Origin of the sequence: Synechococcus sp. SYN20, assembly GCF_014279555.1 — a bacterium.
Lineage (GTDB): Bacteria > Cyanobacteriota > Cyanobacteriia > PCC-6307 > Cyanobiaceae > Synechococcus_C.
Window position 1 is genome coordinate 2,141,442 of the sequence record NZ_CP047959.1, and the last position, 21,755, is coordinate 2,163,196.

Annotated in this window: 24 protein-coding genes, 1 tRNA gene and 1 pseudogene; 14 read left to right on the forward strand and 12 right to left on the reverse strand. The window is 54.6% G+C overall.

Features of this window, described 5'->3' with window-relative positions; genetic code table 11:
• Positions 1-3: 3 nt before the first annotated feature.
• Both SynSYN20_RS11410 and SynSYN20_RS11415 read right to left on the reverse strand, forming a co-directional pair.
• Positions 4-729 (reverse strand): glucosamine-6-phosphate deaminase, encoded by a 726-nt coding sequence (locus tag SynSYN20_RS11410; protein ID WP_186525619.1) that lies wholly within the window; start codon positions 727-729, stop codon positions 4-6.
• Positions 730-804: 75 nt separating this feature from the next.
• Positions 805-2,313: a SpoIID/LytB domain-containing protein gene (locus SynSYN20_RS11415; RefSeq protein ID WP_370586681.1), complete on the reverse strand. Its 1,509-nt coding sequence runs from the start codon at positions 2,311-2,313 to the stop codon at positions 805-807.
• 90 nt (positions 2,314-2,403) lie between these two features.
• Here SynSYN20_RS11415 and SynSYN20_RS11420 point away from each other — a divergent pair, with 90 nt between their 5' ends.
• Both SynSYN20_RS11420 and psbV read left to right on the forward strand, forming a co-directional pair.
• A complete protein-coding gene (locus SynSYN20_RS11420; protein WP_186523755.1) occupies positions 2,404-3,351 on the forward strand; it encodes a ribonuclease Z in 948 nt (315 codons plus the stop codon).
• Positions 3,352-3,465: 114 nt separating this feature from the next.
• Entirely contained in the window at positions 3,466-3,978 is a 513-nt protein-coding gene (gene psbV / locus SynSYN20_RS11425) for a photosystem II cytochrome c-550 (protein WP_222929390.1), read from the forward strand.
• 129 nt (positions 3,979-4,107) lie between these two features.
• Here the strand turns inward: psbV and SynSYN20_RS11430 are convergent, their stop codons facing one another.
• From SynSYN20_RS11430 to serA, 4 genes are all read right to left on the reverse strand, one after another.
• Positions 4,108-4,512 (reverse strand): hypothetical protein, encoded by a 405-nt coding sequence (locus tag SynSYN20_RS11430; RefSeq protein ID WP_370586682.1) that lies wholly within the window; start codon positions 4,510-4,512, stop codon positions 4,108-4,110.
• A 91-nt stretch (positions 4,513-4,603) separates the two neighbouring features.
• Positions 4,604-4,903: a ferredoxin gene (locus SynSYN20_RS11435; protein WP_006043345.1), complete on the reverse strand. Its 300-nt coding sequence runs from the start codon at positions 4,901-4,903 to the stop codon at positions 4,604-4,606.
• A gap of 141 nt (positions 4,904-5,044) precedes the next feature.
• On the reverse strand, positions 5,045-5,938 hold the full coding sequence (prmA, locus tag SynSYN20_RS11440; RefSeq protein ID WP_186523756.1) for a 50S ribosomal protein L11 methyltransferase: 894 nt from the start codon (positions 5,936-5,938) through the stop codon (positions 5,045-5,047).
• A complete protein-coding gene (gene serA / locus SynSYN20_RS11445) occupies positions 5,938-7,524 on the reverse strand; it encodes a phosphoglycerate dehydrogenase (protein ID WP_186523757.1) in 1,587 nt (528 codons plus the stop codon). The genes prmA and serA overlap by 1 nt, the downstream gene beginning before the upstream one ends.
• A gap of 146 nt (positions 7,525-7,670) precedes the next feature.
• Between serA and SynSYN20_RS11450 the strand changes: the two genes are divergently transcribed.
• The 6 genes from SynSYN20_RS11450 to SynSYN20_RS11475 all read left to right on the forward strand — a co-directional run bounded on the left by SynSYN20_RS11450 (position 7,671) and on the right by SynSYN20_RS11475 (position 12,476).
• Entirely contained in the window at positions 7,671-8,228 is a 558-nt protein-coding gene (locus tag SynSYN20_RS11450; protein WP_186523758.1) for a hypothetical protein, read from the forward strand.
• Entirely contained in the window at positions 8,225-9,004 is a 780-nt protein-coding gene (locus tag SynSYN20_RS11455; protein WP_186523759.1) for a photosystem II S4 domain protein, read from the forward strand. Before SynSYN20_RS11450 ends, SynSYN20_RS11455 begins: the two co-directional genes overlap by 4 nt.
• Before the next feature lie 96 nt (positions 9,005-9,100).
• Positions 9,101-9,172 (forward strand) — tRNA-Val (locus tag SynSYN20_RS11460).
• A gap of 27 nt (positions 9,173-9,199) precedes the next feature.
• Entirely contained in the window at positions 9,200-10,591 is a 1,392-nt protein-coding gene (gene murD, locus SynSYN20_RS11465; protein ID WP_186523760.1) for a UDP-N-acetylmuramoyl-L-alanine--D-glutamate ligase, read from the forward strand.
• 660 nt (positions 10,592-11,251) lie between these two features.
• Positions 11,252-11,722: an EVE domain-containing protein gene (locus SynSYN20_RS11470; protein ID WP_186523761.1), complete on the forward strand. Its 471-nt coding sequence runs from the start codon at positions 11,252-11,254 to the stop codon at positions 11,720-11,722.
• Positions 11,706-12,476 carry a hypothetical protein gene (locus SynSYN20_RS11475; RefSeq protein ID WP_186523762.1) on the forward strand — a complete coding sequence of 257 codons (771 nt, stop codon included), beginning with the start codon at positions 11,706-11,708 and terminating at the stop codon, positions 12,474-12,476. Before SynSYN20_RS11470 ends, SynSYN20_RS11475 begins: the two co-directional genes overlap by 17 nt.
• On the opposite strand, the gene SynSYN20_RS11480 is transcribed toward SynSYN20_RS11475, so the two are convergent.
• From SynSYN20_RS11480 to SynSYN20_RS11495, 4 genes are all read right to left on the reverse strand, one after another.
• Complete coding sequence (locus SynSYN20_RS11480; protein ID WP_255444518.1) at positions 12,428-12,661, reverse strand: DUF2811 domain-containing protein; 234 nt, start codon at positions 12,659-12,661, stop codon at positions 12,428-12,430. The two genes, SynSYN20_RS11475 and SynSYN20_RS11480, sit on opposite strands and share 49 nt — an antisense overlap.
• A 399-nt stretch (positions 12,662-13,060) precedes the next feature.
• Positions 13,061-13,429, reverse strand: a complete 369-nt coding sequence (locus SynSYN20_RS11485) for a DUF1818 family protein (RefSeq protein ID WP_186523764.1) — start codon at positions 13,427-13,429, stop codon at positions 13,061-13,063.
• The gene (locus SynSYN20_RS11490; protein ID WP_011620178.1) at positions 13,426-13,653 is read right to left on the reverse strand and encodes a DNA-directed RNA polymerase subunit omega; all 228 of its coding nucleotides are present in this window, start codon (positions 13,651-13,653) and stop codon (positions 13,426-13,428) included. Before SynSYN20_RS11490 ends, SynSYN20_RS11485 begins: the two co-directional genes overlap by 4 nt.
• A gap of 26 nt (positions 13,654-13,679) precedes the next feature.
• On the reverse strand, positions 13,680-13,964 hold the full coding sequence (locus tag SynSYN20_RS11495) for a hypothetical protein (RefSeq protein WP_186525622.1): 285 nt from the start codon (positions 13,962-13,964) through the stop codon (positions 13,680-13,682).
• A gap of 39 nt (positions 13,965-14,003) precedes the next feature.
• Here SynSYN20_RS11495 and SynSYN20_RS11500 point away from each other — a divergent pair, with 39 nt between their 5' ends.
• The 3 genes from SynSYN20_RS11500 to SynSYN20_RS11510 all read left to right on the forward strand — a co-directional run bounded on the left by SynSYN20_RS11500 (position 14,004) and on the right by SynSYN20_RS11510 (position 16,828).
• Positions 14,004-15,635 carry an Hsp70 family protein gene (locus SynSYN20_RS11500; RefSeq protein ID WP_186523765.1) on the forward strand — a complete coding sequence of 544 codons (1,632 nt, stop codon included), beginning with the start codon at positions 14,004-14,006 and terminating at the stop codon, positions 15,633-15,635.
• A gap of 75 nt (positions 15,636-15,710) precedes the next feature.
• Positions 15,711-16,553, forward strand: coding sequence for a hypothetical protein (locus tag SynSYN20_RS11505; RefSeq protein WP_186523766.1), 843 nt, complete (start codon positions 15,711-15,713; stop codon positions 16,551-16,553).
• A gap of 53 nt (positions 16,554-16,606) precedes the next feature.
• A complete protein-coding gene (locus tag SynSYN20_RS11510) occupies positions 16,607-16,828 on the forward strand; it encodes a ferredoxin-thioredoxin reductase variable chain (protein WP_186516228.1) in 222 nt (73 codons plus the stop codon).
• Here the strand turns inward: SynSYN20_RS11510 and pyrR are convergent.
• Complete coding sequence (gene pyrR / locus SynSYN20_RS11515; RefSeq protein ID WP_186523767.1) at positions 16,825-17,409, reverse strand: bifunctional pyr operon transcriptional regulator/uracil phosphoribosyltransferase PyrR; 585 nt, start codon at positions 17,407-17,409, stop codon at positions 16,825-16,827. The two genes, SynSYN20_RS11510 and pyrR, sit on opposite strands and share 4 nt — an antisense overlap.
• 146 nt (positions 17,410-17,555) lie before the next feature.
• Here pyrR and gpmI point away from each other — a divergent pair, with 146 nt between their 5' ends.
• Positions 17,556-19,187 carry a 2,3-bisphosphoglycerate-independent phosphoglycerate mutase gene (gene gpmI, locus SynSYN20_RS11520; protein ID WP_186523768.1) on the forward strand — a complete coding sequence of 544 codons (1,632 nt, stop codon included), beginning with the start codon at positions 17,556-17,558 and terminating at the stop codon, positions 19,185-19,187.
• Between the two features lie 13 nt (positions 19,188-19,200).
• Positions 19,201-19,431, forward strand: coding sequence for a preprotein translocase subunit SecG (secG, locus tag SynSYN20_RS11525; RefSeq protein ID WP_186523769.1), 231 nt, complete (start codon positions 19,201-19,203; stop codon positions 19,429-19,431).
• Positions 19,432-19,750: 319 nt separating this feature from the next.
• Here the strand turns inward: secG and groEL are convergent.
• Positions 19,751-20,665, reverse strand: a pseudogene (gene groEL, locus SynSYN20_RS11530) (chaperonin GroEL); the annotation flags it as partial.
• 22 nt (positions 20,666-20,687) lie between these two features.
• On the opposite strand from groEL, the gene SynSYN20_RS11535 reads away from it, so the two are divergent.
• Positions 20,688-21,713, forward strand: a complete 1,026-nt coding sequence (locus tag SynSYN20_RS11535; protein ID WP_186523770.1) for a class I SAM-dependent methyltransferase — start codon at positions 20,688-20,690, stop codon at positions 21,711-21,713.
• Positions 21,714-21,755: the final 42 nt, after the last annotated feature.

The window sequence follows — 21,755 nt, forward strand, 5'->3', positions numbered from 1 at the left end:
GGTTCAGGGCCCTTCCTCTCCGCATGCCGCATCGTCCACCCACAACCAAAGGTTTGGGTGACGCCGTAGCCAGCTGGCAGGCACCTCCGGATCACCATCAAGATCCAACGCCTTGCGCAGAATCGCTGCCTTAGGCGCTCCCGTCACGATCAGGTGCAGTTCCTTCGCCTCAAGGATCTCGCGCAAACCCAGGGTGATCGCTTGCTCCGGCACCAACGCTGGACTGCCCTGGAACGCACCAGCATTTTGCGATCGCGTAGCTGGGCTGAGTTTGACCACACGACAGCGCACATCTGGACCGCATGGGGGCTCGTTGAATCCCACATGACCATTGCTGCCCAATCCCAATAGCTGCGAGCCAATCCCCCCAGCGCCGCGGATCTCGGCTGCAAAGCGATCAGCCGCCGCCTCAGGGTTTGCAGCAGCTCCATCTGGCAACAACACTTGCGCAGGATTAAGCCCTAAAGGCCGCACCAGGTGATGCCCCATAAAGGCAGAGAACGAGCTGGGATGCTCCGGTGCCAAACCCACATATTCATCAAGATTGAAACTGCGCCAGCGCTCACGCAACAGCTGCAGACGATCCGTAGGCCAAGCCCTTAAACGCGAGACCAAGGCGGCATAAAACGGCTCCATGGTGCGTCCCGTCGCCAATCCCAGGGGCCGAAATGCCTGATATTCAAGAGAGTCCAGCAACCCTTGCTCCAGCTGATCAACAACAGAATCCATGAGCTGCAGCGGATTGCGCCTGCGCACGATGGTGATCGTGTCTGAAATCTTGAGCACGATGAACTGCTACTTACATCAACCCCACCAGGCTGACTCTGAACGAAGCCGCAGCGCCACCGCTGGGTCATCACTAGAGCGATAGGGTCGAATTTCTGCACCGCGGTAGTAGTGCAAAAGGATCTCGCGAAAGTCAGCACCCTGAAGCGCCAGTCCATGGGCTCCCCACTGACTCATCCCAACCCCATGTCCAAAGCCTTGACCACGCGCTTCGAGAACGATCTCACCCACCTTGAGGTCAGGACGAGGCTGATTAAAGGCTGATGGGTTGAGAAGGGGGAGCAGCGGCGGTAATGGTGGCGGTGGCAGTAGAGACGCCAGTCGACCTGAGCTGCTGGACGCGGTGTTGCTGGACATGGTGTTGCTGGACGTGCTGTTACCGGAAGTGGTGTCAGGACCACTCGCAGAGTCTTGCCACAGACCGATCAAAGGAGGAGCCGCTTGAGCTGCTGCTTGAGAGGTTGCTTGAGGAGCTCTCTGGGCAGTTGCAATTGCAGAGGCAGTTGAAGAATCGGTGGAGCCATTGATCAGCTCGAATTGAACCATCGTGCTTTTGAGGCCCAGACGCTTGCGTAGCTCCCTGCCCGTTAACACCAGAGAGCCACGTGGGCCCTGCACTCGCGCCGTACGAACCCGACCGGTTGAACTTGTCTTGAGGACCTGCAAGCGCTTGACACCTCCGGTTTCACGGAAGAGATCACGCAGCGCATCATCATCAAAACGTTTGTTCCAGCGATGCACCGGACTGTGCTGGTCGTGATCGGCAACGCTGACCAGGTAGGGAAGTTGATTGCGCCAAACCTCACCACTGGGTTCCGTTGCACCACCAGAGCTGCTGTGAAACACAGCATTAATCAGCCGGCCAGCATGGACTAAGACCAATGAGCGCGTGCTTTCCACGGCTTCGATTGTGCTGGGGGTTTCGGATTCAACCCCGCGATACACCTGGCTAGACACCGTGGCCTTCACATCGAAGTCTCCAGCCTTACCGAGCTGTCTAAGGGCATAGGTGCGCGCCGCGACAGCCTGAGCTTGCAAGGCCGGCAACGGCCACCGATGGGGCATTTCACTCCCCACAACACTGGCCAAATAGGTCTCAATCCCAAGGTGGTTCACCACCTGCACCTGGCCACCACGCACTAAAAACTGCAACCGGCCGCGATAACGACGGGAGCCAAGCCAAATCCCGCGGGGATCCTCGCTCCCTAGCACCTCGATCGCAGAACGAGCTGCTAGGGAGCGAGACGACCCATCGCTCAATTGGCCACGAATCCTGAGGCGCCCCGCTCGCAGACTCACCTCCATCGAGCGCATGCCTTGATCACCACGGCCAAGACCTCGCACCAGGAATGGCTGATCTCCATCAGCACGAAGCCGAACCACCGAGGCTTGAGACAGCAGCACCCGCATCGACGGCTCCTGCGCCGCCACCACAACCCGCTGATCAAAGCTGACCGCCATCACAGCGATCGGCATTGTCAAAGCAGCAGTCAGCACAGGGAAGAACGCTGACGTACGAGTGAGCACTGCAAGCTGAACCAGGCAGCTCAGTGTGACCTGATGATTCGGACGCGGCTAGGTCCCCGTGGCAGATTTGATCGTTGAGCGCGTTGAGACGTGCAGGTCACCTTCCTTGGAACCAGTTCAGGCGTGCCCACCCGAGGTCGCAATGTTTCGTCTGTGGCGCTGCGTTTGCCACAGCGATCGGAGCTGTGGCTGTTCGACTGCGGAGAAGGGACCCAACATCAATTTTTACGCTGCGACTTGCGCCTCTCCCAACTGAGAAGGGTGTTCATCACCCATATGCATGGTGACCATGTCTTTGGCCTGCCAGGGCTGTTGGCGAGTTTGGGACTAGGAGGCACAAGCAATGGGGTGGACCTCTACGGCCCTGATCCCTTAGATGCCTATCTCCAAGGGGTTTTGCGTACGAGTTCAACTCGCATCGGCTATCCGCTTGCGGTCCATCGCGTGCGCGAAGCAGCCGAACAGAACACCGTCGTGTTCGAAGACGACGATCTGATTGTGACCGCGGCCCCCCTCAACCATCGCGTTCCGGCCTACGCCTATCGAGCGGAACAAAAACCAAGAGCAGGTCGCTTTGACATCGACAAGGCCCGTGAGCTACAGATTCCACCAGGGCCTGTCTATGCAGCTCTGAAGCGCGGCGAATCGGTCACGCTCGACGACGGTCGCACCATCGATGGCCGGACCTTGTGCGGTCCAGAACAACCTGGTGTGAGCGTTGTGTATTGCACCGATACCGTCTTCTGTGAAGCAGCAGTGCAGTTGGCTAAGGGAGCCGACCTGTTGATCCATGAATCCACCTTCTCCCATGCGGAAGCCGAGATGGCTTTCAAAAGGCAACACTCCACAAGCACCATGGCGGCGCAGACCGCTGCTGAGGCTGGTGTCAAGCAGTTAGCACTGACCCACCTCAGCCCTCGCTACGCCCCTGGGAACGCAGTCACCGCCGACGATTTAGTCGCCGAGGCCCGGGCCATTTTTCCGAACACGTTTTTGGCCAAGGATTTCCTCAATGTGGACGTGAATCCCTCTTCATGAGCGGGCGCTTGCTGCAACAGTTCGTGATCACTAGGTCCTCTAGGGCCTCATCCGCATCCCACCCCGTGATACAAGGGCTTGGTGCGCTGTCTACGTCAGTCTCTGACATCTTTCATGGCCTCTTTTTTCTCCACATTGCGTCGATCCTTGAATCGACTGCTGATCGCCCTGCCAGTGCTGCTTGGACTGTTGATCAGTGCCCCCGCCCAGGCCGCCCAGTGGGATGCCGAGACCCTCACGGTGCCAGCTGACGGCGATGGCGCCCTGGTCACCTTCAGTGAGCAGGAAATCAAGACAGGGCGGAAGGTGTTCAACGTCAGCTGCGGCACCTGTCACGCCGGCGGCATCACTAAAACCAACCAAAATGTTGGCCTGGATACTGAAACGCTTGCACTGGCCACTCCAGTCCGTGACAACGTTGCTGCTCTCGTGGATTACATCCAAGACCCAACGTCCTATGACGGGGAGTACAGCATCGCCGATCTGCATCCCAGCATGCGCAGTCGTGATCTGTACCCCGCTATGCGCGATCTCACCGATGAAGATCTTCGCCTGATGTCTGGATACATCCTGGTGGCCCCCAAAGTCTTGGGTGTCGAATGGGGCGGTGGAAAAATCTACTTCTAAAGCCCATACAAGATCCACTGGATCTACTTCTGTCTGTACTTTTAGAAGTCAGTATCTCTCGAGTTAGAGATCAAAGCCTGCTCAGGAGAGCAGGCTTTTGTATGGCCTGTAGTTGGCGGAGGGCTCTGATCAAGAAGGCTCTTGAGGCATGTCATTCTCCGCAACCATGGATTTGGGCTGACGGCTATACCACCACTCCTGCAACTCAGGCGTTAAGCGCATCGAAAAGAGCGTTAAAAGCGTGGATGTTGGGCGAGAGCCGGGCTGAAGCAACTCAACGGAATACGAGGGGCAGCGCCTGGAAGCCAGATCTGGCACAAACCTGCGACCCACCCGGCGCCAACTCGGCTCTTTACTGTGCCAAGCCAAACGACAACAGGGCCAGGGCAGCTCCTCACGATCAAACAGGCGACAACAGGGTCCAATCACCCGAAAGCTGTACTGACCGCCTGGGCTGGCATGCACCGTTGCATGCTCCAGTAATGCCTGAACATCAGAACGCAGGGCAGGAACAGGAGTCACGGTGATGCTCAAGCACTTAAGGCCGACATCACATTAAAAAGCCACCCGCAAGGGTGGCAGAGCGATCGCCTGGATGGGCGATCTCAGCTCAAGGCTGAGGAGCTCAATACAGCTCTTCTTCAGCGTGAGTTTTGATGGTGCAATCCGAGGTGGGGTAAGCCACACAGGTCAGAACGAAACCAGCTTCGATCTGGTCGTCGTCCAGGAAGCTCTGGTCGGATTGGTCAACGGTGCCGGCAGTGATTTTGCCTGCGCAAGTTGAACAGGCACCTGCACGGCAGGAGTAGGGAAGATCGATGCCTTGTTCCTCAGCAGCATCAAGGATGTACTGATCGTCAGGAACTTCGATGGTCTTGTTGAGGCCTTCGCTCTCGCTGACCAGGGTGACCTTATAAGAAGCCATGATTGGATGTAATGCGCAGAGATCGAATCGATCTGAACCTGCTGGACGAAACCCTTCTACATCGGACAGACGGCTTGATACGGGATTCATCAGGGTTTTCTGTTCAAGCCCAATCAAAGAAGGAACATTGATAAGAAGGGCTTATTGAAAAATGCGCTTGATTTCGAGCAGGCCCCAGCGGCCTTGTTCCCCGATTGGCCTTGCCTGCCAGCCATATTCAGCCAAGACCTCCATCAGCCGAGGCGCCTGATCCACCAAAAGACCACTCAGAAGGCCGCGACCCGTGGACTTCAGCACAGAAGCGAACTGCGGGGCTAAAGCTTCAATCACCGGAGCCAGGATGTTGCATAGGAGCAAATCCGCTTCCTCTCCGTTCAACAAGGTCGCCAGCGTTTCAATCGATCCATGGCTGACGCGCAGTTGCTCGGCCTTCAAACCGTTGAGAGCAGCGTTATCTGTCGTGGCTCGAACCGCCAGTGAGTCGGTGTCGGCGGCCAAGACCTCACTGGCACCAAGAGCCAAAGAAGCCAAGCCCAAAACTCCACTCCCACAGCCCAAATCGGCCACCCGCTGATCGCGTGGTGGCAGCGCCTCCAGAGCTTCCAAACAAAGGCGAGTGGTGGGATGACTCCCAGTCCCAAAAGCACTTCCCGGGTCCATCTTCAAAACCAAGCGCTGAGAGTGCTCCTCGGGAACCTCCAGCCAAGCTGGAAGGATCAACAAGCGCTGACCCACGGGGTCGGGTTGCCAGTGCTTTTTCCAACTCAGACTCCAATCTTCATCGGCCAACTCCTCCCAAAGCGGCTCTGCCAAAGCCAGTCCAAACGTGTCCGCCATCGGGCGAAGGCTGTACAACAACTGATCCCGTTGATCCTGCGGCCACTCCGACGCGGGAAGCCATGCCAGCAACGTGCGCTGATCGGGCGACTCTGGGGCATGTTGAACGGCCAAGCGATGCAGTCCTAAAGACTCCAACTTCCAGAGGATGGACTCCTCAAGGACAGGTGGCAGGGGCAGGGAGAGGCGCCACCACATCACAACGTGACGGGGTGAGCTTCCTGAATGCCGTTAATGCCATGAATCGTGGTTAACAAAGCGGGCGGAATCGGGTCATCAATGCTGAGCACCATCACGGCATCACCACGGACGATGCGACGCCCCACCTGCATTGATGCGATGTTGACATTGTGCTCTCCAAGCAGAGAGCCAAGGTGGCCAATGATCCCAGGCATATCGCGATGCCTGGTGAACAGCATGTGACGGCTTGGCGGAACATTCACGGGGAACTCATCAATGCTGGTCACACGCAAATCACCGTCTGCGAACACCGCACCGGTCACGCTGTGACCTCCCTGACCACCGCGAGTGGTGAGCTGCAGCGACCCACCTGCAAAATCGCGACTGGCATCGTCTTTAATTTCCAGCACATGAATGCCACGGCCCTTGGCCTCCAGGGACGCATTCACGTAGTTGATCCGATCTCCCAGCGCAGTGCTGAGCAGGCCCTTGAGAGCAGCCACCACAAGGGGTTGTGACGGGTGGCTAGCGAATTCACCTTGCAAGCGCACCTCCAACTCCTGAATCTGACCGCCACTGAGTTGGCTCACCAGCAAACCGAGGGTTTCCGCAAGCTGGAGATGGGGCTTGAGGCGCTCCATGATCTCGGCACTGAGCCCTGGGATATTCACGGCGCTGCGGGCAGGCAGCCCCAGCAACACATCACGAATTTGTTCGGCGACATCAACCGCCACATTTTCCTGCGCCTCTTCCGTCGATGCTCCGAGATGAGGGGTCAAGACAAGTCCTCGCTCCACGGCGCGCAAAGGGGAGTCCTGAGCTAACGGTTCCGACGCAAACACGTCCAGACCGGCGCCAGCGATCACCCCGGATTCAATCGCTTCCGCGATCGCAGGCTCATCGACAATTCCACCGCGCGCACAATTCACAATCCGTGCCGTACTTTTCATCGTGCGCAACAGCTCGGCATTCACCAGATTTTCTGTATCAGGTGTGCGGGGAATGTGCAGGGTGATGTAATCGGCCTGCTGGAACAGAGCCTCGAGAGTGGTGAGCCGCACCTGCATCTGTTGGGCACGCTCTGCGGAGATGAACGGATCAAACGCGATCACATCCATACCCATCGCTTTCGCGACGCGTGCGACGTGAGAGCCAATTTTGCCTAACCCCACCACGCCAAGAATTTTCTTGTAGAGCTCATTTCCCACATATTTTTTGCGATCCCACGCCCCAGACCGCATCGATCCATGGGCTTGCGGCACGTGACGAGACACCGACAGCAACATGGCAAGCGCATGCTCTGCTGCTGCGATCGTGTTGCCCTCGGGTGAGTTCACCACCAACACCCCGCGTTGCGTAGCCGCATGGACGTCCACATTGTCGACACCCACGCCGGCACGGCCGATAATCCGCAACCGATCAGCAGCTTCAATTACATCGGCTGTGACCTGGGTCCCAGAACGGATCATTAGGGCGTCGTACTCACCAATGATCGATTTGAGTTCTTCCGGTGACAACCCAATGCGCTCATCCACTTGAGCGACTTGGCCAAGGATGTCGAGCCCCGCCTGATCAATGAGGTCTGAAACAAGAACTTTTGTCATCCAGCGGCGGGAGAGAGCCACTATTAACTGTAGTGAGCAGCCCGAAGGTTCACCTCTAAGTGTCTGCCAGCCCGAACAGTTCCAAGAGAATCGGCTCCAAGGGCAACGATTCCGAGAGAGAATGATCACTCGGCTGCTGTTGTTTCATGCCCGTTTGCGTTCTGGTTCTCAATGAGCGCATTGCTGCCGACCGTCTTCGCCTCTCACTCCAAGAGTTAGGCACGCCATTGCTTCGCGTTGCCCTCGTCGCCCCCGCCCCTGGGGAAGGAGCCAAACCACAGGAAGCTGAATCCATCTCTGGTTCTGATTTGCCCGCAGAAGCGATGGACGATGTCGACCTGCTCAACCCCAGCCTGGCGCGCCGTCGACGTCAGAAGTCAATGGCGCGCTGGTTGATGCCCTTCGGATTTTTTGCTGGGTGCACCTTCACCCAGATCACCACACTCGACACTTTTGCAAGCTTTGGTCCCTGGGGCGCAGCCTTTATTGGAGGACTGCTTGGCATGGGATCAGGCCTGATGGGCAGCTATGCAGCGGCTGCAAGCGTTCCATCTGAAAACGAGGACGGTGTCAGGATCCTGCGCAATCGAAACCTAGAAGGCTGCTGGCTACTGCTCTTAGAAACGAGGCCCGGGATGGAATTGCCTTGGCAAACCGTTCAAAAAGCACGCCCCCAGCAAGTGGTTCGCCTCAGCGAACTGTGAGCCTTCCTCGCGTACCGCTGCTTCGGTCCTGCAGGCATCCCACAACGATGGCCGCCTTGATCGACCTTGCAGAAGACGTTCTGCGGACCCGGCAACCGCGATGGAGTCCCTTTTTGTCCGCCTTGATGCTGGAAGATGCCAATCAGCTTGAGTCACTGGCAGAACTAAAGATCAGCCGAGATGGCGGCTACCCAGGAGCAGAGCGCAAACGGTTGCTGATCCAACACGCAACCTCCCTCGAACCGGAGCCCCCTTGCCCTCTAGCGGGTCTCAACGTGGAGGGGAACTTCCTGTTCGATCCAACCTCACCCGACGAGATGCGTCTGGCCCTGCAACGCATCGGGATCGCAGACGAGTCCCTCGGCGATCTTTGGATTCGTGGAGACAGAGGTGCCCAGGCGATTTGTACAGCGGACGCCGCGGCCCTGCTGCAGGGACAACAAGGCAGCCTTCGCGAGGTGATCATCTCCTGCGAATCCTTGCCCCTCGAGGCACTGCAATGGCCTGTTCAGAGAGTCGCTCGCCGGTTGAGCAGCGTTGAGGCCTCATGCCGCCTTGATGCCATTGCCTCTGCAGGCTTTGGCATCTCCCGATCCAAAGTCGTCAAACAAATCAAAGAAGGGCGCTTGAGGCTCAACTGGGAACCCGTGCGGCTGGCGAGTCGCGATTTAAAAGTTGGAGACCGCCTGCAACTTCAAGAGAGAGGCAGCATTGAGGTCCTAAACATCGAACGCACGAAACGCGAGAGATGGCGTGTTGACATCCTCCGCCAGTGAGAGGAGTGGATTCAAACGGCACTCCAACTGCTAACTTCAGTTGCTGGTTGAGCCATTCATCAACCACCCACCTCAAAGAACAAACTTGAGAACTGAGGGCGATTAGCTCAGAGGTAGAGCACTACCTTGACACGGTAGGGGTCACTGGTTCGATTCCAGTATCGCCCACTTCCCTTTAGGGACAGGAGTAGGACAATGGCATGCAGCTTGATCGTGGGGCTTGGTCGCTCCGGGGTCGGCGCAGCGCGCCTTCTTCATGCCCAGGGCCATCATGTCGTCGTGCTTGAAAGAGACGATGGACCCGAACAACAATCCAAGGCGAACCAACTAAGAAACCAAGGCATCCAAACCGAATTGGGGTGCCCTTTGGAGTTCTCCAGCTTTCAACGCTGGTTGGATCAAATTGAGCAAGTCGTGATCAGCCCAGGGATTCCCTGGGACCATCCCACCTTGATGCAGCTGCGTGATCACGGCGTCACAGTGAGAGGTGAAATGGCCGTGGCATGGCAGGCCCTCCAGCATTGCCCTTGGATTGGCATCACAGGTACTAACGGCAAAACCACGGTGACGCATTTGCTGCATCACGTGCTCAACCAAGCGGGACTGCATGCGCCGATGGCCGGAAATGTGGGCCATTCCGCCGCCGAATTAGGGCTGCAATGCATGGATCCAGCCCAGACCAAACCGGATTGGATCGTGATGGAGATGAGTAGCTACCAAATTGAATCAGCCAACGAAGTAAGACCAACCATCGGCATTTGGACCACGCTGACTCCAGACCATTTGGAGCGCCACGGCTCCATGGATGCCTACAGAGACATCAAACAAGGCCTGCTTCAACGCTCCGAGCATGTGGTTCTCAATGCAGACGACGCTGATCTAAAAAGCAGGCAAGCTGACTGGCCAGATGCCCAGTGGGTGAGCTCTGCGCAGACGAGACCGGAGTCATCAAGTCTTGAGCTTTGGATTAATGAAAACGATTTGGTCTGCAGCAACAAAGGGGCACTCTTTGCAGCCAATGCTCTAGCCATGCCTGGCGAACACAATCGCCAAAACATGCTGCTTGTGACAGCAGCTGCGCTGCAAGCTGGGTTAGGGGCGATTGCGATTGAGCGTGGGTTGCGCAGCTTCCCGGGAGTGCCGCATCGCCTAGAGAATTTGGGGTCAATTCATGGAATGCACGTGTTCAACGACAGCAAAGCCACGAATTACGACGCGGCTGCCGTTGCACTTCAAGCTGTACCGGGCCCGATCGCTTTACTTGCCGGTGGATTATCCAAACAAGGTGATGCCAGCGGATGGCTGCAACTGCTCCACGACAGGGTTTGTTCGATCGCTCTCTTTGGAAGCGATCGAGAGGTTTTAAGGGACCTGATTCGTAGGTCTGGCTATACAGGAAATGTGATATCTCACCCAACCATGGCGGATGCCGTAACGGCAGCGATCGCGCAGGGAAAAAACGAGAAAGCCTCCTCTCTATTATTATCGCCAGCCTGCGCAAGCTTCGATCAATACAAAGATTTTGAAGCTCGCGGAAATCATTTCAGAGACATCATTCAGCAGCATTCACAGAACCAATCAACGTGACCAGACCAAGCATCTGCAAGTGATTATTTCATAAAATTGATCAATAGTGAATTCAAATAAAAACTTCCACACAAGCGACAAAAGAAATGGTTGTCCCATCATTTGTATAACAAAAATCAGGAGAAGGAAAGCATCCAAATCCTCGCACCAAAAATATTCAAAAACACACCATTCATAACGATAGATTCTTGATCGCATGGTCAATCATTATCCTAAAGATCCAAGCGCATACCAGACGAAGTGAATATCAGGCAATATGCCCTAAATTCATCACATGAAGACATCAAAACGACTACTACTTCTCACTCTCATCGCCCTTCTAGCGTCTTGCAACTCCCAGGGAGCCAGAGATAAGCAAACCTGCGCTCTATACAACGCTGACAAAATTGATGCTGTGGAAGCACTCGAACGCTTAGGACTTAAAGCCAATGAGAACGGGCAGAGATTTGAACCAGTCGCAACCACCTGCGCTCAGACCAGACAATCTCCGTAAAAGAGCCAAAACCTTTCTACTAACTCAAATATGGCTTCCTTTTTCAACGAGTTAAGCTAGATCATGACGAAAGGACAAGCAAGCCATGATTGCCCACATTTAGGGGCAATCCAAGGCTGTCCTAGAACACTTCACCGCAAGAGCTTAATTCCTTAAAATCACTTGACATGACTGACACCTCATATTGGCTCATGAAAAGCGAGCCAAATGTTTACGGCATTGAGCATCTGAAGGAAGAAAAAGTTACCTTATGGGATGGAATTAGAAATTATCAAGCCCGTAACTTCATGCGAAAGATGAAGGTCGGAGATCAAGCCTTTTTCTATCACTCCAATTGCAAACCGCCGGGGATTATCGGCCTGATGGAGGTCACAGAAACCGGCCTCGTCGATCCAACGCAGTTTGATATCAACTCTAAGTATCACGATCCAGCCTCCAAGCAGGACTCTCCACGCTGGGATTGCGTGAAACTCGCCTATCGGGGTCAGTTTTCTGACATGCTGACCCTTGACGATCTTCGCGAGTCGTACCAAGCAGACCAACTGACTGTTGTTCGTCGAGGGAATCGACTGTCCATTCTTCCTGTTGACACAAAAATCGCGCTGGATTTATTAAAGAGACTTGGACCACTTCAATGATCCGCTAGCAAGCATCTCTGCTGAGCGACTGCCGATTGCCACCATTATTCCAAGGGCATGGATCGGCTTCAGGAAAGCTCCCTGGTCCTTCATCGGGCTCACAGCATTGATGCTGACCTGCTTGATGGGCTTAGGTGTGGTCGCAAGAGATTTCCAACTCAGCAGCAATCGCTTCTTTCAATACACCGGCGATCTTGTACTGGTCATGGCAGCACTTGTTCCTCTAGCCCCCCTATTAGCTCTGCTGCAACTGGCAGACGAACACCTGCCCGGGGGATTGGATCGAGACCCAGAACAACCCGCTTCAAGACGCCGTTTCCTGTGGCTGCTGAAGCAGACCTGCGGCCTTGTGGTTTTAGAAGTCCTCATCGGCATTGGCGGAATCAGTTCGATTCGTCTTTTGAGTCAATTTTTGGCACCCCATAGCGGCGTTCTCGCCAGCTTGGTTGTCGTGTTGGGTGGTTTCGGGATCGCCATCTGGTTGGTCGGCCAACTCCTCTCCATTCCATTGCTGATCCATCACGGCTATCGCCCCCTCCGAGCGATGGAGCACAGTCGCAAACTTGTTCAAGCCAATCGCCTCAAAGTATTGGCGTTGCTTGGACTTCTTCTAGGAATTAACTTGCTTGGCCTCATGGCTGCGAGCCTCGGACTGCTCTTCAGTGTTCCGTTTAGCGCCCTGCTGTTGATGGCCAGTTGCCGGACTCACACACCGGGGCGAAGAGAGTCGCGACGAAACATGTTGCCGACATAAAGGCGGGTGAGCTCTCTGGAGTCCACACCGTTCTGAACAAGAAATCCTGCCAAAGCAGCCTGAACGAGCCGGTACTGATCCCAGTTTGGACAACGCTCAATAAAGTCCGCCATGGCCTGGTGCAAAGGCAAGGGCATCTCGGCTTGAAAACTAACGATGTCCTCACCCTGGACGGGCTCCGGCATTGCTTGGCCAGCAACAACAACTGGGGAAACGACAACCTGATCGGTCAACAATTGGCCCTGAACCACTCCAAACTCCTTCATCACCACGCCCCGAATCTATGGCCTGTTCTCCACAAGCACAAGGGGCATTGAAGAGAGGTCGACCAAGCGGTCTCCGCCCACTCGACCGATGAAATCGAGACCACAAATGCAGTCCACACCTTGCTTTACCCCTTATCCAGGGATCCCATGCACTGCACTCGGTTGATACCACACAAGCTCCAAAATTTATGTTTTTCCACAGGGCGAAGCCCGCAACTCAAAAAAGGCGTGTCAGCCTGTGGAAAAGCTGTGCAGTCTGCCCGCGCCAACGTGGAGAAATCAATAAAACCGGATTGATTAGACCAACTAATCCAATGTTCAATCCAAGACCGTTTTCAAAGCAGCCAAAAATGCTTGCGCCGCTGGAGCAGGCCAAGCGCCCTCTAGTCCTCGGCGTTGCATCTCATTGCCTTGAAGCACCACTTGCAGCCCCCAGCGTTCACGGGTGCCATCGAGGCACCCCCACCACTCCTGCTGTTCCAACTCCAGGGTGATGGATTCCTCCTCCATCAACTGATCACGGATTTGCGTGTGTTGGTGATCGAGCTCTACGAGAAGAGCATGCAGCCCCTCTACCTCTATCGCGGTGAGCTCGACAGCCCAAAATTCCCCTCCAATCAGAAAGGGAAAGCCATGACGGCTTGAGTCATGGGCGAGACGCCAGCCAGGCCCCTCTTGTTGGATCATCCAGGCAGGAGATCAGGCTGATCCTGCTCATCGGAGAGCTCAACGATGGCGCGATGAACCGGCTTCACACTGGATTCCTCTAGGAGGCCGTCAAAGTCATCAAAACGACGCTGCTTGGCACGAAAAGCGATCTTGACTGTGGTCAGATAACGGTTGGTGGACTGACGAATCAAGCTTTCGCCCCGCTTCGCGAGGTCCTTTGAGTCCACACCTGCAGAAATCATCTCTGTCCAATCAACGCCTCTTCACTCTAAGTGAGCAAATCGCTGTGAAAGGGAACCTGCATGGGATAAGCCCGCTGGGGGCGACCTGGCACTCGCAAAACGATCTGGCGGCCCAAGCCCATCGCAAGGAGAGGACGTCTCAGATGTGTCATCAGACCACTCACCTGTTCCAGGTGTGGGCCATCGATGCAATCAATACGAATGCATCCCCAACTACGGGACATGCGGCAATCACGCAACGGTTCCAACTCAGCTTCAATCTCTGGTTCCTCCCTGTAGAAAGAAAACACCAGGCGTCTCAACCGATCCATCGCTAGGCCCCGTAGCCTTAACTCCTTAACAAGATGGCCATGGCTGAGGTTCAGCCCCCAAAGGACGAACAAAACCTTCATCTTTCCGCTCAGGGAACTCTTGCCATCGACCTTGGGAGCACCAACACCGTGGTGGCCTTTCAGGACGGCAGCGCGTCGCCCCCTCAACTTCTAGACCTCCCACCGATCAGTCGATGCATAGGGGAAGTCCCGAGCCTTATCTGGAGCAACGCTCGAGCCGACTCTCAACCGCTTGTTGGCCGGCAAGTCCTCGATGGCGGACTCTCCGATGGATCATCCCTAGAGCTGCATCGTGACTTCAAACGCTGGATTGGAGTTTTAGATCGATCCGACCTGCCATCCCATCCCCTGAGCCCTGAGCAAGCTGGTGAAATTCTGTTGCACCAGATCTGGAAATGCCTGCCAAAGACACTGTTGGTGAAGCGGCTGGTGCTTACAGCTCCGGTTGATCAGGCGTTTGGTTATCGCCAATGGCTGATGCAGGCCTGCACAAGCCTTCCGGTTGACGAGGTGGCGCTCGTGGATGAGCCAACAGCGGCAGCCATGGGCGCAGGACTGCCTGCAGGCTCCAAGTTGTTGGTGGTGGACCTAGGCGGGGGCACATTGGACCTCTCCCTTGTCGCTTTAGAAGGAGGCGAGGGAAGAGCAGCTCCGCTAGCGCAGCTGTTGCGCTTTCGGGGACGTGATCTCAAAAACAGCAAGCAAACCTTGCGCTCGGCAAGGGTCTTAGGAAAAGCCGGCATCGCTCTTGGCGGAAGGGATTTGGATCACTGGATCCTGGATCACCTACTCCCCAACGATCCCGAACTGATTCTGAGAAGTCAGACGAGCCTTTTAAATGCAGCTGAACGGTTGAAATGCCGCCTCAGCAACCCCGATCTCGGAGAGGAAGAGACCCTGAGTGAGTTAGCCAGCGGCATCGACCTCACCCAACCCATCACCTTGTCGCTCAATCGCAACCAACTCCACGCGCTTCTTGAACGCCGTGGATTGCTCAAGGTGCTTGAAGGACTGCTCGATCGCACGTTGGCCTCGGCCCGCCAGCAGGGCTGCACACCAGAAGACCTCAACGCCGTCGTCGCAGTTGGTGGTGGGGCCCAACTTCCACTGATGCGCCAATGGTTATCAGAGACGATGAAGCCGGTGCCTTTGCTGACCCCACCACCTGTTCAAGCCGTGGCCACCGGTGCGCTCAATCTCACCCCTGGGGTAAGGATCAGAGATCTCCTTCAAAAAGGTGTGTATTTGCGCTGCTGGGACCGTCGGAGTAACGCCCATCACTGGCATCCCTTATTTCTGAGCGGCCAGCCATGGCCCTCTCTTCAACCTTTGATACTGAAGCTCAGCGCAAGCCGCAGCAATCAAAAAGATCTTGAACTCGTACTCGGGGAACCCCAAGGCGAACGGCGACACGAAGTGGTGTTCGTCGGAGGGCTCCCCACCGTTAGAGACAACAGCAATGTTCCAGACACCATTAGGCCTCTTTTGAGCCAGACCATTCGCCTTGAGCTCAATCCACTTGGCCAACCAGGAGAAGACTGCCTGCGCCTCGCTTTTCACCTTAATGACGACGCTCAACTCGTCATGAGCGGAGACGATTTAAGAACGGGTTTGGCCATCGAAACGAGCACGCTGATAACGGTGCAGTGAACGGTCCGTCCACACACCGTTGAGAGTCCTTTCTCTCCTCCATAGAAAGGAGTTCATATAAAGAGGCTTTGGACTTTGGCGCTGCGTCGCCACCTGCCCCATTTTTGGATCATCGCGACCCTTGGAGGAGTCGCGGCACTTTGCGCTGGAGCTTATTTGTGGGAGCAACAGCTGCCGCGAAAATTAAGCCGAGCGCTCGCCACGGATGACCTCCCAGCCTGCCTGCGCTATGGAGAGCAACTAGCGGCCTTGCGTTGGCTCGGGCAAAAGGCGCCTGAAGAGCTTGCCATTTGTCGACGAAAGCTGGCTCAACAAACTTGGGACCAAGCTGATCCAGGTCAAGCTCTGCTCCTTCAAGAACAGCTCGTGAATTCAGGTGTTGGCTCTCCACAGCAAAAAGAGCAAGATCAAAAGCAGCTAAAACTCTGGCGTGATGAGCTGCGTGAACAGGCACTCTCTCAATTTCGCGCTGGACATTTAAACGAGGCATTGACCATGCTTCGTCCGCTGGAGAAGCACGATGGTCGCCCCGGAAGCCGCTTGAGTAACAGCCTCAAGGAAAGCTGGAATCGCAATCGCCTTCAGCTTGAAAAGCTGAAAGAGCATGTGAACAAAGATCAGTGGTGGGAAGCACTCAGCGCCCTCAACCAGCTCGATCATCCCTGGTGGCAACGCCAAGCAGAACCCATCCGTCAGGAAGTAGAGCAGGCCATTGACGATTTAAGGGACCAGAAAGAACACCACAACCATGGAGCCTTGCCGGCTCACACTGTGGCGAGAGATCTCTTGAACGACGTGGTCGAAGCCCATATCCGCGAAGGGATGCCTGCTTGGGAAGCATTTATGGCCGGTTGCAGTGATCTAGGCGGCACCATCATTGAGGATGGCCCTGAGACCCTGTGTCAGGCCAAGAACTAAAGGGTCTTGGCCTGACTCTCCGTGAGACAATCGCCTGACTTGAACGGACGTCCATGCAGCCGGGTGACAAGGTTGTCGTCTCCACCAGTGTTGTTGTTTTCAACCACCCCCAACATCGTGGAGAAAGTTTCGATATGGAAGGAAGTGAGGGAGAGGTTTTCAAGGTGCTCGACGATTGGAAGGGACGTCCAATCAGCCCAACGCTTCCTGTCGTTGTGGCTTTTGGCCGTTACAAGGCCCACTTCCGAGCTGACGAGCTGACCCCGGCGAGTTAAGGCAAGCCTGAGGCTTCAGGGTTGTTTTCATTGACGCGTCGAAGGAAAACGCCCTCCTCCCCATCCAAGCCAAGCAGGCGCAGTTCAATGCTTTCCGATCGACGCGTCGGCACCACCCTCCCGCAAAAATCCGGCTGAATTGGCAATTCACGATGGCCTCGGTCCACCATGACGAGCAGGGAAACTCGGCGTGGTCTGCCCCAGGCTTGAATCGCCTCCAAGGCAGCTCTCACGGTTCGCCCCGTGAAGACAACGTCATCCACGAGCACAACATCCCTTCCCTCCACACTCACGGGGAGATCGGTGGCCTGAACCATGCGCACACCCACTCGACCTAAATCGTCGCGGTGGAAGGTGGGGTCGAGGGTGCCAGTGGCCACAGCCTGACCGCTCTGATCTTTCAATGAGCTAGCAATAACACCAGCCAATTGAACGCCGCGGGTTGGGATCCCCAAAAGCACCAGAGATTCAACGGTTGGCACAGACTCCAGAACCTGAGACGCCAAGCGGGTCACAGTTTTTCGCAACTCATCGGCAGAGAGAATTTCAATCCGATTATCCCCAGCCTCTCGATCTGCCATCGCTTCCTTTCGAGGGAATCAGTGTATGAACGATTTTCCCCAACACGATCAGCTTTTGCAAACCTGAACGGTACGAATCAAAACCTTTTGGGCATCAAGGAAGTAACTTGCTCCTGAAGAGGGACTTAAGAACTGAGATTGACGGAGTGAACGTACCGAACAACCTCGAAACAAATCTTCCCCGCAACGTTTCCGTTGCACCTGTGGTTCTTGCGATCCTTGATGGTTGGGGAATTTGTGACTCGACTGAGCACAACGCCATCCGCAGTGCTTCCACTCCTGTCATCGATGCGCTCTGGCATGCCTATCCCCACGCCCTTATTGAAGCGAGCGGATCTCACGTGGGTCTCCCCGACGGTCAGATGGGGAATTCAGAAGTTGGCCATCTCACGATTGGAGCCGGTCGGATCATCCGTCAGGAATTGGTGCGTATCAGTGAAACCGTGCGCGAGAAGCGGCTTGGCAGGACCTCAGCTCTTCAATCGGTCGCCGAACGTCTACGCAGCACCAGTGGCACCCTCCATCTGCTCGGTCTCTGCTCCGATGGTGGCGTGCACAGCCATGTCGATCACGTTTGTGGATTACTCGAATGGGCAGAAGAAGAGGGTCTGAAGAACGTCGCCATCCATGCAATCACCGACGGACGAGACACGCCGACCCAAAGTGCACCAACACACCTGAGCAAAATCCAAGACGCGATTAGCCGTCATGGGATTGGCCGCATTTCAAGTCTCTGTGGGCGCTACTGGGCGATGGATCGCGACCATCGCTGGGAGAGAACAGAGCGGGCTTATGCCCTACTGACCGATCCTGATGTGGAGCTCCACAACGATGAACCGTCGTCTGTCTTAGCCAGCAGCTACGCCAACGGAATCACCGACGAATTCTTAGAGCCCGTTCGCCTCTGCGGCGATCCACTGCGAGATGGTGATGCGTTGCTGATGTTTAACTTCCGACCAGATCGGGCCAGACAGATTGTTCAGGCTCTTTCATTGCCAGAGTTTGAAGGTTTCAAGCGCGTTCATCAGCCAACACTCGACTTGGTGACGTTTACCCAATATGAAACTGACCTTCCTGTCTCAGTGGTCTTTCCACCCGAATCACTCGATCAGCTTTTGGGGCAGGTGGTCGCTGATGCCGGCCTGAAGCAGTACCGCACAGCAGAAACGGAGAAATATCCCCATGTCACCTACTTCATGAATGGGGGAATCGAACAGCCCCTTCCAGGAGAAAAGAGGCACCTCGTTCCCTCTCCTCGAGTCGCCACCTACGACCAAGCTCCAGAGATGTCAGCCGACACTCTCACTGAAAGCTGTGTTGCGGCAATCCAGCAGGGCGAACACTCCCTTGTTGTGATCAACTATGCCAACCCCGACATGGTGGGACATACCGGGATGATGGAAGCGGCGACGCAAGCGATTGAAACCGTTGATCGCTGTATCGGAAAACTTCTGGATGCAGTGGGTCGAATGGGTGGAACGTTGCTGATCACCGCAGACCACGGAAATGCCGAACGTATGCAAGGTCCGGATGGTCAAGCCTGGACCGCACACACCACCAATCCTGTACCCGTCATTTTGATCGAAGGAGAACAACGCAAGGTTCCAGGGTTGGGGAATTCAATTCGCCTCCGTGAGAATGGTGGGCTTGCCGATATTGCGCCAACGCTTCTTCAGCTGCTCAATTTAGACAAACCGGAGGCCATGACTGGCATCTCCTTGATTGAACCGATCGAAGCCTCAGCTCCATCTGTGACCAAGCTGCCTCAACCCGTTTAAGTAAGATCAAGCCATGCTTACGACTGTTCTCTCTTGGGTTTGGATCGGCAGTGGTGCCGTTCTGATTCTTCTTGTTCTCTTGCATAGTCCCAAAGGTGATGGGATGGGAGGGATAGCAGCAAGTGGAAGTTCATCGTTCACCAGCTCTAGTAGTGCAGAGGCAACCCTGAATCGCATTACCTGGACAATGCTTTCATTTTTCTTGGCACTAGCTGTGATTCTGAGCGCTGGCTGGCTGAACTAAATCAAGTTCATCCGACCAATTATCTTTCACAAACGCTTGAATGAAGGCTTATAAAAAGCCCTAGAGACAACAAAAGCAGCTGATATCGTTTTGATGGGAATCAAGGAGACTTACCCATTCGGCGTAGGCCTTTTTTTCTCCATGGGACTGCACGTTAATTCCCAGGTTTTCCGCTTCTTCTTCGACCCGGAGTTTCAGACCCAGTCTTTGAGTTCTGTTCATTGCCTTCAAAAGCAAACACAGATGGATTGCTGGCAACCCATCCATTAAAAAAGCCCCCGCGTAAACGGAGGCTAAAAACACAGTTCGGAAACTTGTTTTAGTAGTCGAAGTCGCCGCCCATACCGCCACCAGCAGCAGCTTCTTTCTTCTCTGGCATATCAGCCACGATGCATTCGGTGGTTAGCACCATGCCGGCAATCGAAGCAGCATTTTGTAAACCAGAGCGAGTCACCTTGGCAGGATCAACAATGCCTGCAGCGAGCATGTCGACATACTCACCATTGGCAGCGTTGTAGCCCTCGTTAAAGGACTTGGACTTGACGTTTTCAGCAACGACAGCGCCATTCACGCCAGCATTTTCAGCGATGCGCATCAAGGGAGCAGTCAGCGCTGAGGCCACAATGTTGGCACCGATCAACTCTTCGCCGGAAAGGTTGGCGGCTGCCCACTCTTCCAAGATTGGTGCCATATGAGCCAAGGTTGTACCGCCACCAGGAACGATGCCCTCCTCAACAGCTGCCTTTGTGGCGTTGATGGCATCTTCCAAACGAAGTTTCTTGTCCTTCATCTCTGTTTCGGTTGCTGCTCCCACCTTCACAACAGCAACGCCACCGGCCAACTTGGCTAAGCGCTCTTGGAGCTTCTCCTTGTCGTAGGTGGAGTCGGTCTCGTCCATCTGCTTCTTGATCTGCTCGCAACGCGTTTTCACAGCCACCTCATTGCCTTCGGCAACAATCGTGGTGGTGTCTTTGTTGATGGTCACGCGGCGGGCAGTGCCCAACATCTCCAGCTTGGCGTTTTCAAGCTTCAGACCTTGGTCTTCCGTAATCAACTGGCCGTTGGTCAACACCGCCATGTCTTCGATCATCGCTTTGCGACGATCACCGAAACCAGGAGCCTTCACTGCAGCCACATTCAGAACAAGAAGGCATCTAGCCATGAGACAATTCTGATTAAGTACTAGGAATTCAGCAACCTCGGACCAATCAATCCAATTAACAATTAGTAAAGGCGCTATTTTCGCAAAGAGAATCATGAATGAAATTCAAGAATCAACGCCCGTCAATCCAGAGGAGATCGCCATCAATCTTCACTTTGATTACAGTTTTTACACAAAGTCGTACTCAGACCTTGCGGATTTGGACGAAAATTCTGCAAAAACACATTTTGTTGAATACGGAATTGGCGAAAAGAGATTTTGCTCTTCCTATCATTTCTTCAAAGAAAAGATGCCCAAATTTGTTAGCATATCTATCAAAAAATTCCAGGAATACAACAAGACTTCTCGGAATATTTCACCCCTCAACATCTGCGAACTAATCTTGAGACATCATATCTGTGGAATTCCATCGAAGGAGGATGATGCTTTCTTTCAATCACCAACCAAACGATCGTCCATCGGAAAACATGGGGAGATCCACCCTTGGGCTGCACAATTCAACAGCCCAACTACAAAGGTTCTTGAAATCGGATCACGTTGCGTCTCCTCTCAAGCACATTGGAAGAATTTCTTTCCCGATGTTCAGTACACCGGCATCGACATCATCGACGGTGAGAACGTTGATCTCGTAGCCGACGCCCATAAGCTGTCCGACTATTTCGAGGAAGAAAGTTTTGACCTCGTGCTTTCTTTTGCAGTATTTGAGCACCTAGCAATGCCCTGGGTTGTTGCAGAAGAAATCTCAAAAGTCCTAAAGGTTGGCGGACATGTTGCGATTGAAACCCATTTTTCATTCTCAGAGCATGAACTGCCGTGGCATTTCTTTCAATTCAATTCAACTGCACTTGAATGCATGTTCAACGAAGTCCTGGGGTTTGACGTTATCGACTCAGGACTGGACTCACCAATTGTTGGGCGCTTCGCCAACGAAGCTGCACCTAACCTCAGGGGTAATTCAGTAAATGATTTGTACTGCCATTCATCCATCATCGTCCGCAAAAATAAATCCTTCAATCATGAATTGTTCAGCTGGCGCGGAGCGCTGTCGACTGTCGTTAAAAACACAATGTATCCAAAAAACACTGGTTTTTCGCGCGACTGGAAAGCTCCAAATGACTGAATAAATGCGGTGTACCAAATAACAAAGCCCCCCGCCAAAGCG